This window comes from Gordonia sp. YC-XJ4 (assembly GCF_059511865.1).
Genome location: NZ_CM183447.1, coordinates 589,376 through 602,680 on the forward strand (window position 1 = coordinate 589,376; position 13,305 = coordinate 602,680).

Here is a 13,305-nt window from a genome sequence, read left to right on the forward strand (position 1 = left end):
GCCGGAGTAGCGTGCGGGCGTGTCCACCCCTGCCGAAACCTATTCGATCGCCGCGCGGATGGATCGGTTGCCGATCACACCGCTGCACCGTCGCGCGACCGTCGTCATCGGTTTCGGACTGTTCTTCGACATCTACGAGGTCTTCCTCGCCGGCACGCTGAGTTCGGTGCTGAAGAAGCAGTTCAGCCTCGGCGGCAACGCGCTGACGCTCCTGCTCGCGTCGGCCTTCCTCGGTATGTTCGTCGGCGCGATCACGCTGGGCCGCTTGGCCGACCGCCTCGGCCGTCGCCGCGCCTTTCTCCTCAGCATGAGTACCTACTCCGTGTTCACCCTGCTCGCGGCGTTCAGCCCGAACGCGACGATGCTGGTGATCTGTCGGTTCCTCTCGGGGATCGGCATCGGTGCCGAACCCCCGGTCAGCGACACCTATCTCGGCGACATGCTGCCACCCACCGAACGTGGCAGGTACACGGCGTGGGCATACACCTTGTCCTTCGTCGGTGTTCCGCTGGTCGGCTTCCTCGGTCATTACCTCGTACCGTTGCAGCCGCTCGGACTGGAGGGCTGGCGCTGGCTGTTCATCATCGGTGCGCTGGGGGCGGTGATCATCTTCGTTCTGCGTCGCGGGCTCCCGGAGTCGCCACGGTGGTTGTCCTCGGTCGGGCGCGACACCGAGGCCGACGAGATCGTCACGGGATTCGAGACCGAGGCGCGGGAGCGGGGACTGCCGCTGCCGGATCCGTCGCCGTCGACGCCGTCGACCCAGCACGGCGGTGCACTGCGGGAATTGTTCGACGGTGCGGTCCGGCCCCGCACCCTGATGATGGCGGTGTTCCAGTTCTTCCAGACCTGGGGCTACTACGGATTCGGCACCCTGGCCCCGATCGTGTTGGCCGCCAAGGGGTACGACATCGTCGACAGTCTGGGATTCCTGGCGGTGACCTACATTGGATACCCGATCGGCTCGTTGGTGTCATTGCCGCTCATCGAGCGCTTCGAACGCAAGTACCTCATCGTGGGCTCGGCCATCACGATGGCGGTTTTCGGCGTCCTGTTCGGCATTTCGGGGACGACGGCGATGATCATCGTGTTCGGCTTCCTCTACACCGCCGCGAGCAACGTCTTCTCGAACTCGTATCACGTCTACCAGGCCGAGATCTTCCCCACACGACTTCGGGGTACCGCGACGAGTTGGACGTATTCACTGTCCCGACTGTCCAGCGGGCTGATGCCGTTCATCCTGGTGCCGCTGTTCCATCACAGCGGCGCGGGGTGGTTGTTCACCGTGGTCGCCGCGGCGATGGCGATCGTCGCAGCCACCATCTATGTGTTCGGGCCGCTGACCACCGGCCGGACACTCACCGACGTCAACATCGTTGGTGGTCAAGGACACTGAAACCACTCTGAGGGTGGCAGGCGCCCGGACACGGGCTCACCGCAATCCGCTCGCCAGGACCGGCCAGGCGCGCGCCAGCGCGTCGTTCCAGTAGGCGAACGAATGTGTGCCCGTCGGCGGAAAATACGTCGTGACACCGATTCCCAGGGCGGCCAGGCGGGCGACGAACCGGTGGCTGCACTCGTCGACGGCCGCTTCGATGGGTCCACCGACGAGGATCATCTGGATGTGCTGGGCGTCGGAGACGTTGTCGTGCTGGCCGGGTACACCGGGACCCGAGGACACGAAGACGGCCTTGCCGCGCAGACGTTCTGCGTTGATCTGCGCGTCGTGCGCAACCCAGTCGGGACTGCCGGGTGGCCCCCACATATTGGTGGTGTCGGCGGCGCCGCGCCCTTCGACGGTGGCGCGCACGTACGCCGACCCGAGCAGCCCGCTGGTGTTGGGACAACCGCTCATCGACGCCACCGCCGAGTACAGGTCGCCGGCGCGTTCGGCCAGCGACAGCGCCGCGCTCCCCGACATCGACAGTCCGGCAATGCCGTTGCGGCCGGTGCTCGACAGAATCCCGTCCAGCGCAGCGGGCAGCTCGCGGGTCAGGAAGGTCTCCCAGCGATTGCGGCCGAGAGTGGGATCGTCGCGCTGCCAGTCGGTGTAGTAGCTGAACGCACCGGCCATCGGGATGATCACATCGACCGGCTTGTCGGCGAAGAACGCGGGAGCGTTGCCCTGCTCCACCCAGTTCGCAGAGTCCTCACCACCGCCTGCCCCGTTGAGGAGATACAGGCGCGGAACCGGCCGCCGGTCCGCGGCACGCAGCACCCGCACGGGGATGGATCGGCCCATCGACGGTGAGAACACGCTCAGCAGAAGCTGGTGGGAGCCGATCGCCTCCGACGACACGATCCGGCCCGGCGCGGCAGACGCGGGGCCGACCGACCATGCGGCAGTGGTGACGACGGCGATCAGCGTCACCACCAGAATCGGAACCACTCTCTTCCAACGCATGCGACAACCTCGGGTAGGCCCGCCGGGTGACCTCGGGGTGGCGAGCGGACGTGGAGAAGTCCATCACCGCGCACCGTCGAGGACATGCGTAATGCACTACTCGATTCGGCGCCCCGCGGCATGCCGGCCGGCCCGCCGGCCGAAGTAGGAGCCCTCACCCAACTGGGTGCCGCTGGCGTAACCCTTGCTGTCCTGCGCGATGTTGGCCGCGCACGCCCCGGCCGCATAGAGGCCCGCGATGGGGGAGCCGTCGGCGCCGAGGACCTCACCGTCGACCGACGTGGCCATCCCGCCCATGGTGAAGCCCGCGTACATCGCCTTGCCCAGACTCATGTCGAACACCGCCCACGGCCCGTGATCCTGTGGCGCAAGGAATTCCGCGGACTTGTGGAAATCGGGGTCCTTGCCCTCGGCCGCGTGGGTGTTGTAGCGGTCCAGGGTCTTCTGCAGGTTCCCCGACGGAATGCCCAGGGCCTGTTCCATTTCCGCGACCGTCTCGTACCCGTCGATCAGGGGCACCAACGGCATCCGCGGACGCTTCATGTGCGCTTCGTCGACGACGAGGTACGCCGTCGAATCCGGTTGTTCGAGAACGAAAGCCGACGTCCGGGAGTGATAGGAATCCTCGGCGACGAATCGGTCGCCGTTCTTGTTCACCGCGATCCCGGTCAGCAGGATCGACGGCGGATACACCGGCGCGGTGCAGAACGCCTGATCCATGTGCTTGAGCACGGCCCCCGCCGACACCCCCATCCGCAAGCCGAGCCCGTCGTCGTAGGTGTTGCCCAACACGAACGGCTTCTCGGTCAGCCACGGCACGTGCTCGGCGACCATCGCCGGGTTCATCACGAAGCCACCCGCGGCGATGATCACCCCGCGGGCGCCGATGACTCCGTGCTCGCCGGAGATCGAGCGCCACGCCACGCCGGTAACCGAACCCTCGTCGTCGACGACGAGATTGCGTGCACCGGTCTCGTACCGGACCTCGACGCCGAGTTCGGCGAGCCGCTTCACCAGTAGTTCGACGACCATCGCCGCACCGCCGGTGTCACCGGGGACGGGCACCTTGTGGCCGCGCGGTGCGGGCTTGGCCATGTCCTTGAACGGCCAGACCTTCTCGTTGCCGGTGTACATCAGCCCCTGCGTCTCGGGCTGGACCACCGCCTTCTCCGGGTAGTAGCTGCGCTCGAAGGCGAAGCCGAGATTCTCCAGCCACTCGAAGTGATCGACGCTGTCGACGCAGTAGGCGTGGATCTTCTCCGGCTCGGGATCGCGTGAGACCGCGGTGATGTAGCGCTCCATCTCCTCCGCGGAGTCCTCGAAGCCGGTCGCCTGCTGGACGGCCGTGCCGCCACCGAGGTAGAAGTGGCCGCCGGCCAGCGCCGTCGTCCCGCCGGCCTGAGCTGCGCGTTCGAGAACCAGCACGCGTGCGCCTGCGGTGGCCGCCTCCACCGCGGCGCATCCGCCCGCGATGCCGAGGCCGACGACCACCACGTCGACCTCGTCGCTGAATTCGTCGACCGATCCGAGTGCGACGGTGTCGGGGATCGCTGTGTCCGCTGCCATGGTCATCAGCCTAACCCACGAAATAGAACACGTTCTAGTATTGCCGGGTCGTTCGGCCACGGCCGGGTCCGGCATCCGACCGACCCCGCGCCGCCTTTCGACGACACATCCGCCGCTCTCGGCGTATCAATGGGTGTGGCCTCCGGACTCGACCCCGACCCCGACACCGTCCGGCACGCACCCGGACGGCGCGTGCCGGTTCCGGTGAACGCGCTCACCGGCATCATCGCCGTCGCCGCCGCGCTCGGGGTCGGCGAACTGGTGGCCGCGTTCATCTCACCGGAATCCTCGCCGTACTTCGCCGTCGGATCGAGCGTCGTCGACCACTCGCCGCTGTGGATGCGGGAGTGGGCGATCAGTACCTTCGGCACCTCCGACAAACTGGCGCTGTTCGTGGTGATGGGCGTGGTCATCGCGATCCTTGCCGGAGTGTGCGGGGTGGCCGAACGCCGCCGACCACCGATCGGATCGATCGTCATCGTGGTCTTCGCGATCGTCGGGGTCGTCGCGTCCCTCGGACGCCCCGGGGCGTCGGCGACGTACATGCTGCCGTCGTTGTTCGCGGGTGCGGCCGGGGTGATCGCCCTGCGGATACTCGTCGGCATCCTCGACGCCGACGCGGAAACGGCCCGGGCCCAGACAGCCCCGTCCGAGGACTCCGACGACAGCCCCGGAGTGCTGCACGCGCCCGCCTCACGTCGTTTCGTCCTCACCGCCGCCGGGATCGCCGCGGCCGCCGTCGCCGTCGGCGCGCTCGGACGGACGCTGCTCGCCGGTGCCGCCAAGACCATCGCCGACCGCAACGCGCTGCGGCTGCCCGCCCCGGCCTCCCCCGCACCGCCGGTGCCGGCGTCGGCCGACATCGGGGTACCGGGCGCGACCCCGTTCGTCACGGGTAACGCCGACTTCTACCGGATCGACACCGCCCTGCAGGTCCCGCAGTTGACCACCGGCGACTGGCAATTGCGGGTGCACGGCATGGTCGACAACGAGTTCACCCTCTCCTGGGACGACCTGCTGGCGATGCCCATGACCGAACGGCTGGTCACCCTGACGTGTGTGTCCAATGAGGTCGGTGGCGACCTGATCGGCAACGCGCGCTGGCTCGGGGTCCGGATGAAAGACCTCCTCGACCGCGCAGGCGTGCGCCCCGGCGCGAACATGCTGTACTCCACCAGCTCCGACGGATGGACGTGCGGCACACCGGTATCGGCGATCACCGACAACCGGGACGCATTGCTGGCGATCGGGATGAACGGACAGCCGCTGCCGGTCGAGCACGGCTATCCGGTGCGGCAGGTGATCCCGGGTCTCTACGGATACGTCTCGGCCACCAAGTGGGTCGTCGACTGGGAGCTCACCAGCTTCGACAAGGCGCAGGCGTACTGGACCTCGCGCGGGTGGTCACAGCTGGGACCGATCAAGATCTCCTCGCGCATCGACCGGCCGTCGAGCTCGGATCTGCCTGCCGGACAAGTGGTCCTGGCCGGTACCTCCTGGCATCAACACACCGGTATCGCCGGCGTCGAGGTCCGCATCGACGACGGCCCGTGGGAGCAGGCGACGCTGGCCACCGACTACAGCGACGACACCTGGCGGCCGTGGAAGTACGTGTGGCAGGCCGGCGCCGGGCAGCACACCGTCACGTGTCGGGCGATCGGCAAGGACGGACAGGTGCAGACCTCGGCGACCGCCGACCCGGTGCCCGACGGCGCGACCGGCCTGGATTCGCGGACCTACTCCATTTCCTGAGAAGGCGCACCCCCGCGTCGCGAAAGCGCACAAACGCGGCCATCGCGGCGCCCTCCCATTACACTCACCTCTCGACGCGGGCGGGGGCGCGCTCGCGAGCCGATGAGCTGTCGGTTCGCCGGTTCGACGACGGATCTCTCAGGGAGACACATGCGTATGCGGCGCTCGATGCTGACGGTCGCGGTGGCGTTCGCCACCGCGATCATGTTCGTACAACCGGGCTTTCAGCCGGGGATGGCGCACGCGCTGCAGATCGGGCCGATCGTCTTCCCCGACATCAACCCGCCGGCGACGATCGATCAGGCGAAGCCGACCATCATCGAGACACCTCCGTGGGCGCCGCACCTCGACAACGGTGACGTGGTCGTCCTGATCCCCGGTACCACCGACTACGACGGCAGCGACCAGACCGCACGGACCCTCGGTATCGGACTGTTCGGCGGCGTCACCACCGACGCCGACGGCAAGACGATCGTCGACCCGCACGCCGCGCCGTCGATCGACATCGTCTCCTATCCGGCCGCGTTCGGCATCGACCCGTTCGGCTTCCCGATCTATCTCGCCGGCTCGGACACCTTCACCCACTCGGTGGAGGTCGGGTCGATCAACGGGGTGCGTGATGCCGAAACCGCACACGCCCAGAAACCGGCGGGCACGGTCGTCATCAACGGCTACTCGCAAAGCGCGCCGATCGCGATGAACGTCGCATACCTGTTGCACCAGAAGAACCTTCAGGGCACCGGTGACATCCCCGACGACCAGCTCGCCGTCATCGTCGGCGCCGACTCACGCTTCCCGCACACCGGGGTCGAGAACGTCGTGCCGAGCGTTCTGCCCGGCATGTACACCAACGGCGACCGCAACCCCGCCGACACCGGCGACATCGCGGTCTACTCCTACTGCGTGCGCGGCGATGCCACCTGCGGCGTCGGCAACCCGCTGATCAATCCCGTCTCGACGTTCTTTTATCTGCTCCCCGGGTTCTACGTGCACGCCTTCCTGACCTACCGGATCAACGAGTACTCCATTGCCAAGGAGTGGAAGAGCGACAGCGGTAACACCACCTACATCGTCTACGACGGCGGCAATCCCTGGGGAATGATGTTGCGCGACCTCGGGATTCCGGTCCCCAAAGAAGTCGACGACGTCCTGAGCGCCCTCGTGCCGGTGCCCATGCCCGGTCACCGGTCGACCCTCGCCGACCTGCGCATCCCGATGCCCGACGCACTCCGACAACAGTTGAGCGCCTACGAGGTACCGACGCCGCGAGAACTGCAGGAACTCCTCTACGCGCGGCTCGGCCTCGACGTCCCCGTGCACGACCCCGACACCTGCGCCGCCACCCCGTCGGCGTGCCGGGCCGACTACAGCTCGGTGCTGCCCGCGCCGACGGCATCGAACAAGTCGGCATCGAGGGCGTCGGCGAGCACAAGCGCGACCACCTCGGCGGCGTCGACCCAGGCTGCGTCGCCCCAAGCTGCGACCACCTCGGCCGAAACGACTGTCGCACAACCATCCACCACCTCGGCGGCCCCGACGGCCACCACTGCGCAGTCCACCACTGCGCAGACCACCACTGCGCCGATCACCACTGCGCCGACAACGACAAGTGTCACGGCAACGACGCCCCAGACCGAGTCGCCCCAGAACGAGTCGCCGCAGAACGAGTTGCTGCAGACCGGGTCATCCCAGTCGAACTCCGACGACACGCCCACGACGACCTCGGCCCGATAGCGCCGACCCGCCGACACCGATAGGGTCGGCCGCGGGGGCCGGTTGAAAGGTGGGTCGCGTGCGTCGGGTCGTCGTGGGTGTCACCGCGGTGTGTGCCGCGGCCGTGTGTGCAGTCATGACGATGGCCGCGGGAATCGTCCCGGCGAGCGCTGCGACCGACGACGGCTTACCGACGATCCGCCGGCAGCCGAGTTGGCTGCCGCCCGATCTCGGTCGTGACTCGACGGTCGTCCTGGCGCCCGGTACCACCGATTTCGACCCGATCCGCGCCCACGACATCGTCGGAGGCTCCGCACCGGCCGGCGCCGATCAGTACGGGCGCACCGTCGGCCTCGGCTTCTTCGACCCGTATCGGCCGAACGTGGAGATCGTCGACTACCCCGAGGCATTCGGCTTCACCGTCGCCGGCCGACCGGTGGGCATCGTCGGGCATGACGCGTACAACACCTCCGTCGACGAGGGCACCGCCACCGGCCTCGCCGACGCCCAGCGGGCGTGGATTGCCCAGGGACGCAAGGGAACCATCGTCCTCAGCGGATACTCACAGGGCTCCGCGGTCGCGATGAACATCGCCTATCTGCTCCACCAGCGGTACGCCGCCGGGATTCCCGGCGCGATCCCCGACAGCAACGTCGTCGTCGTGACCGGTGCCGACACCCGATTCCCCGACACCGGGGCCGAGAACGTCTTCCCGAGCGTGCTGCCCGGCGCCTACACCAACGGCCCGCGGGACCCGGCCGCCACCGGTAGCACCCGCGTCATCTCCTACTGCATCAAGGGAGATCTGGTGTGCGACATGGCCAATCCGATCGCCGATCCACTCGGCTGGGCGTTCTACCTCGCACCCGGCGCCACCATCCACGGCAAGTTCGGCGATCAGGTCAACAAGTTCCCCGTCGAACGCACCTGGTCGTCGGGCAACACCACCTACGTCGTCCTCGACGGCGGCAACCCCTGGGGCATGTGGCTGCGCAAGGAAGGCGTGCCACTCCCGGCGAACTTCGACGAGACACTCGATCGCCTGATTCCGGTCCCCGAACCGGGACAGCCGTCCACCGACGCCGCGGGCAACCGCGTGCCGACCCCGCGCGAGGTGCAGCAATCGCTGTCCGCGCGCCTGCGCTGGGACGTCCCGGTCACCGACCCCGATGCCAGGGCAGCCCAGCGCCGCGCGCACCCGGCCCCGACCGTGCAGCCGCAGATCGGCTTGACGCGCCCGGCCGACCGCCGTCGGCAACCGCCGCGGCTGCCGACGCCCGCCGAACTCGCGGCGCTGTTCGCCTCGCTCGGTCGGCCCGCTCACTGACCGCTTCGAGAGGCAAACCCGACCGGCATGCGCCGAGTCAAGAAAAAGTGAGCAAGTCAACGCCGTTGATCAGCATCAGCTGAGGTCATGTTATGTTCGTCGCACGTTTTTCTCAGGTGGCGACGCAATCCGTTGCCCCACCCCGACCGCATCGCTGCGGCACGGCCGATCAGCGCACCGACCGGGCCGATCGTTCGTCGTCGTCGTCGATGCACACCTGACAAGTCGCAACGTGATGAGTCGCTGACAACCGACGACAACGAAAGACAACGAATAGCAATGAGTGTGGGTGTCGTGCGCGAAACGGCCTCCGGAGAGCGTCGTGTGGCGCTGGTCCCGAAGGTCGTCGCGTCGCTGGTGGGCAAGAAGGTCCCCGTGATCGTGGAAGAGGGGGCCGGTCTCGGGGCGCTGATCCCGGATTCCGAATACGTCGACGCGGGGGCGACGATCGGTGATCCGTATTCGGCCGATGTGGTGTTGCGGGTATCGCCACCCTCCGACGCCGAGATCGGCAAATTGCGCAGTGGTCAGAAACTGATCGGTTTCCTGGCTCCGCGCAACGCCGACAACAAGATCGGTGCGCTACGCGATGCGGGGGTGGAGGCCTACGCCGTCGAGGCGATCCCGCGTATCTCGCGTGCACAGGTGATGGACGCGCTGAGTTCGCAGGCCAACGTCTCTGGCTACAAGTCGGTCATCGTGGCCGCCGATCTGTCCACGCGGTTCTTCCCGATGCTGACCACCGCCGCGGGCACGGTGAAGCCGGCGACGGCGCTGATCCTCGGTGTGGGTGTGGCCGGTTTGCAGGCGTTGGCCACGGCCAAGCGTCTGGGTGCGCGGACCACCGGTTACGACGTGCGGCCGGAGGTTGCCGAGCAGGTGCGTTCGGTGGGTGCCCAGTGGCTCGATCTCGGTATCGACGCCGCCGGTGAGGGCGGGTACGCCCGAGAGCTGACCGAGGACGAACGGGCCCAGCAGCAGCAGGCGCTCGAGGACGCGATCAAGGGTTTCGACGTGGTGATCACCACCGCGTTGGTGCCGGGTCGGCCGGCTCCGCGCCTGGTCACCGCCGCTGCGGTGGAGGGCATGAAGCCGGGCAGCGTGATCGTCGACCTGGCCGGGGAGACCGGCGGCAACTGCGAGCTCACCGAGCCCGGGCAGACCGTCGTCAAACACGACGTCACCATCACCTCGCCGCTGAACCTGCCGGCCACCATGCCCGAGCACGCCAGCGAGCTCTACGCCAAGAACCTGTTCGCTCTGATCGATCTGATGCTCGACGAATCCGGGGCGCTGGCACCGGATTTCGCGGACGAGGTCATTGCCGCCGCGTGTGTGACCCGCGACAAGGAGGTGTCGGCCTGATGTACACCGAACTATTGGCCAATATCGCGATTCTCGTCCTGGCGGGATTCGTGGGTTTCGCCGTCATCTCGAAGGTCCCCAACACCCTGCACACCCCGCTGATGTCGGGGACCAACGCCATCCACGGCATCGTCGTGCTCGGTGCGCTGGTGGTGCTGGGATCGCTGCCCGCCGACGCCAACTGGGGTGTGCGCATCATCGCGTTCGTCGCGCTGGTGTTCGGAACGCTCAACGTGGTCGGCGGGTTCGCCGTCACCGACCGCATGCTGGGCATGTTCAAGGGTAAGAAGGAGACCACCAAGTGAGCGCCACCGTCGTTGCTTCTACCTACGTTCCCTACATTCCGGCGGTTGCCAACTTCAGCGGCGACTCCGGGCAGGTCTCCGAGGCCCTCGGGTACGGCGTCACCGCCCTCTACATCGTCGCGTTCTCCCTGTTCATCTACGGTCTGATGGGCTTGACCGGTCCGAAGACCGCGGTGCGTGGCAACTGGATCGCCGCGGTCGGTATGGGGATCGCCATCGTCGCGACCCTGCTCGGCGTCTACAACAACGCCGGCGATGCCGGGGTGCCGGGTATCAACTGGATTCTGATCGTCGTCGGCCTGGTGGTCGGTGTGGTGCTGGGCATTCCGCCGGCGCTCAAGACCAAGATGACCGCGATGCCGCAGCTGGTGGCGCTGTTCAACGGCGTCGGCGGTGGCACCGTCGCGTTGATCGCGTGGTCGGAGTACATCGAGTCCGATGGCTTCACCCACCTGCACGAGACACCCGACGTGCACGTCATCGTCGGGTCGCTGTTCGCGGCGATCATCGGTTCGATCTCGTTCTGGGGTTCGCTGGTGGCGTTCGCGAAGCTGCAGGAGCTGCTGAACAAGAACTTCGAGAAGAAGTTGGTCAAGGCCGCCAAGGCCTTCCAGTTCGCCAACATCGTGCTGGCCATCGCGGCCATCGCGATCGCCGTCTACATCGGTGTCTCGGCCGATTCGACGTCGGCCACGCCGTGGTATTGGATCGTGGCGTTGCTCGTCGTCGCCGGTGTGATGGGCCTGTTCGTGGTGTTCCCGATCGGCGGCGCCGACATGCCGGTGGTCATCTCGCTGCTCAACGCGATGACGGGTCTGTCGGCAGCGGCCGCGGGTCTCGCGCTCAACAATCAGGCGATGATCGTGGCCGGCATGATCGTCGGTGCCTCGGGGTCGATTCTCACCAACCTGATGGCCAAGGCGATGAACCGGTCGATCCCGGCCATCATCTTCGGCGCGTTCGGCGGCGGTGACGACGCCGGCGTCGGTGGCGGGGGAGCCGAGGGCGGCACGGTCAAGGCGACCTCGGCCGCCGACGCCGCGATCCAGATGGCCTACGCCAACCAGGTGATCGTGGTGCCGGGTTACGGTCTCGCGGTCGCGCAGGCCCAGCACACCGTCAAGGAGATGGCGACCCTGCTCGAGGCCAAGGGCGTCGAGGTCAAGTACGCCATCCACCCAGTCGCCGGCCGTATGCCCGGACACATGAATGTGCTTCTGGCAGAAGCGGATGTGCCCTACGACGCGATGAAGGAGATGGACGACATCAACGGCGAGTTCGCTCGCACCGATGTCGCGATCGTGATCGGCGCCAACGACGTCACCAACCCGGCGGCGCGCAACGATCCGGGCTCCCCGATCCACGGCATGCCGATCCTCAACGTCGACCAGGCGCGATCGGTGATCGTGCTCAAGCGCGGCATGAGTTCCGGGTACGCCGGCATCGAGAACCCGCTGTTCTATCTCGATCACACCTCCATGCTGTTCGGCGACGCCAAGAAGTCCGTCGACTCGGTCATCGAGGAGCTCAAGGCTCTGTAAGGAGCCCTGACCGCATTTTCCCGACGCCCCGCCTGCGGAGCGACCCCGCGAGTCATGACAGACGCGGTGTCACCCGGGCGGGGCGTCGTCGTGTGTCGGTGCTGTCGTGTGTCGGTGCTGTCGTGTGTCGGTGTTGTCGAACCGAGACCGACGGTTATCGAGATGAGACCGGCTCCGGCTGGCAGCAGCACCCACCTGGCCCTACTGTTACTCCAGTGACTGGTGTGACCAGAGTGAAAAGAAGGTTCCGTCGAACCACGGTCGTCGTCCTGGCGGCGTCGGCGATCACCGGTGTCGTCGTCGGTACCCTGCCGTCGTCGTCGGAGCATCACCTGACGACAGCAGCGGTCAGTGTCGACCCGGCCACCCTCTACAACGCCGCGCAGCAGAAGTTCTCCGCCGGCGACGTGCCGGCCGGTCTCACCGACCTGCAGCAGGCGCTGACACTGTCGCCGGCCGACGGGCAATCGCTGGCGCTGCAAGCCATCTGGGCCGATCAGGTGTCGGACATCGCGGTCGGGAAGGCGGCGGTGAATCGATTGTCGGTGATCAATCCGTTGCTGGCCAAGACCGCTCGTTCCATCATCGACGGGGTCACCGCGGCCGCGGCCATCGTGCCGAGCACCGAACCCACGACGGTGTCGGGAAACCCGGCCATCGTCATCCTCGGCTTCGGGCTGTCGCCACAGGGCAAGCCCGCACCGGAGCTGATCAAGCGCCTCGCTGCAGGCAAGGCCGAGGCGGCAGCGATTCCGACAGCCCCGATCGTCGTCACCGGCGGCAAGCCGCAGAACGGGGTCACCGAGGCTGCGGTGATGAAGAAGTGGCTGACCGACAACGGGATCGATGCCTCGCGCATCCTCACCGAGGACTCCTCGGTATCCACTGTCGCCAACGCGCAGAACACCGCCAAGCTCCTGGCCGCACGCGGCATCAGCGACGTGGTTCTGGCCACCTCGCCCAACCACATCCGTCGCGCGGCGGCCGATTTCGCTGCGACCGGGCTGCGTGTGGTGCAATCCATCACCACCGACACCGATCTCGCGAAGAACGCGACACCGCTACCCAAGGACAAGCAGACAGGTATCCGCGTCGAGGCCACGCGCACCGCGGGCATCCCGGCGAGCCGAACCCCGCTACTCCCCTCGGATCAGCTACCCGACGTCGGACCGGGTCTCATCGACGACATCGGCGGCAAGATCCTCAAGCAGCTACTGGAGTCGGGGTCGAGCGGCGGACAGTAGCGCGGTCGGTCGACCGATGAGTTCGGGAGTGCCGAGGTGTCTCTAGTGGTACCAACCCCCACCAGGGCGGGGTTGACCACCCAGGAGG

10 protein-coding genes are annotated in these 13,305 nt (G+C 67.2%); 8 read left to right on the top strand and 2 right to left on the bottom strand.

The genetic code is table 11. The features are described from left to right. Positions 1 to 19: 19 nt before the first annotated feature. Positions 20 to 1,396 (top strand): MFS transporter, encoded by a 1,377-nt coding sequence (locus AC5ZH6_RS02625; protein WP_006369328.1) that lies wholly within the window; start codon positions 20 to 22, stop codon positions 1,394 to 1,396. Between the two features lie 36 nt (positions 1,397 to 1,432). On the opposite strand, the gene AC5ZH6_RS02630 is transcribed toward AC5ZH6_RS02625, so the two are convergent. Both AC5ZH6_RS02630 and AC5ZH6_RS02635 read right to left on the bottom strand, forming a co-directional pair. Then, positions 1,433 to 2,404 (bottom strand): alpha/beta hydrolase, encoded by a 972-nt coding sequence (locus tag AC5ZH6_RS02630; protein WP_006369329.1) that lies wholly within the window; start codon positions 2,402 to 2,404, stop codon positions 1,433 to 1,435. Positions 2,405 to 2,500: 96 nt separating this feature from the next. Beyond that, positions 2,501 to 3,970, bottom strand: coding sequence for an FAD-binding protein (locus tag AC5ZH6_RS02635; RefSeq protein ID WP_006369330.1), 1,470 nt, complete (start codon positions 3,968 to 3,970; stop codon positions 2,501 to 2,503). A 129-nt stretch (positions 3,971 to 4,099) separates the two neighbouring features. Between AC5ZH6_RS02635 and AC5ZH6_RS02640 the strand changes: the two genes are divergently transcribed. The 7 genes from AC5ZH6_RS02640 (at position 4,100) to AC5ZH6_RS02670 (ending at position 13,217) form a co-directional block, all read left to right on the top strand. Further along, entirely contained in the window at positions 4,100 to 5,722 is a 1,623-nt protein-coding gene (locus AC5ZH6_RS02640) for a molybdopterin-dependent oxidoreductase (protein WP_006369331.1), read from the top strand. Positions 5,723 to 5,872: 150 nt separating this feature from the next. Next, positions 5,873 to 7,456 (top strand): alpha/beta hydrolase family protein, encoded by a 1,584-nt coding sequence (locus AC5ZH6_RS02645; RefSeq protein WP_496168388.1) that lies wholly within the window; start codon positions 5,873 to 5,875, stop codon positions 7,454 to 7,456. Positions 7,457 to 7,514: 58 nt separating this feature from the next. Next, on the top strand, positions 7,515 to 8,762 hold the full coding sequence (locus AC5ZH6_RS02650; protein ID WP_006369333.1) for a cutinase family protein: 1,248 nt from the start codon (positions 7,515 to 7,517) through the stop codon (positions 8,760 to 8,762). A 279-nt stretch (positions 8,763 to 9,041) separates the two neighbouring features. Further along, a complete protein-coding gene (locus AC5ZH6_RS02655) occupies positions 9,042 to 10,127 on the top strand; it encodes an NAD(P) transhydrogenase subunit alpha (RefSeq protein WP_035727547.1) in 1,086 nt (361 codons plus the stop codon). Further along, a complete protein-coding gene (locus tag AC5ZH6_RS02660) occupies positions 10,127 to 10,432 on the top strand; it encodes an NAD(P) transhydrogenase subunit alpha part 2 (RefSeq protein ID WP_006369335.1) in 306 nt (101 codons plus the stop codon). The genes AC5ZH6_RS02655 and AC5ZH6_RS02660 overlap by 1 nt, the downstream gene beginning before the upstream one ends. A 35-nt stretch (positions 10,433 to 10,467) precedes the next feature. Continuing rightward, on the top strand, positions 10,468 to 11,973 hold the full coding sequence (locus AC5ZH6_RS02665) for an NAD(P)(+) transhydrogenase (Re/Si-specific) subunit beta (protein ID WP_050955249.1): 1,506 nt from the start codon (positions 10,468 to 10,470) through the stop codon (positions 11,971 to 11,973). A 224-nt stretch (positions 11,974 to 12,197) separates the two neighbouring features. Further along, entirely contained in the window at positions 12,198 to 13,217 is a 1,020-nt protein-coding gene (locus AC5ZH6_RS02670; protein WP_035727552.1) for a YdcF family protein, read from the top strand. The last annotated feature ends 88 nt before the right edge of the window (positions 13,218 to 13,305 follow it).

What these genes read in the sequence shown, in the direction of transcription:
- AC5ZH6_RS02630 (WP_006369329.1), bottom strand. Translation starts at nt 2,404, where the DNA reads ATGCGTTGGAAGAGAGTGGTTCCGATTCTGGTGGTGACGCTGATCGCC.
- AC5ZH6_RS02640 (WP_006369331.1), top strand. Translation starts at nt 4,100, where the DNA reads ATGGGTGTGGCCTCCGGACTCGACCCCGACCCCGACACCGTCCGGCAC.
- AC5ZH6_RS02635 (WP_006369330.1), bottom strand. Translation starts at nt 3,970, where the DNA reads ATGGCAGCGGACACAGCGATCCCCGACACCGTCGCACTCGGATCGGTC.
- AC5ZH6_RS02660 (WP_006369335.1), top strand. Translation starts at nt 10,127, where the DNA reads ATGTACACCGAACTATTGGCCAATATCGCGATTCTCGTCCTGGCGGGA.
- AC5ZH6_RS02645 (WP_496168388.1), top strand. Translation starts at nt 5,873, where the DNA reads ATGCGTATGCGGCGCTCGATGCTGACGGTCGCGGTGGCGTTCGCCACC.
- AC5ZH6_RS02655 (WP_035727547.1), top strand. Translation starts at nt 9,042, where the DNA reads ATGAGTGTGGGTGTCGTGCGCGAAACGGCCTCCGGAGAGCGTCGTGTG.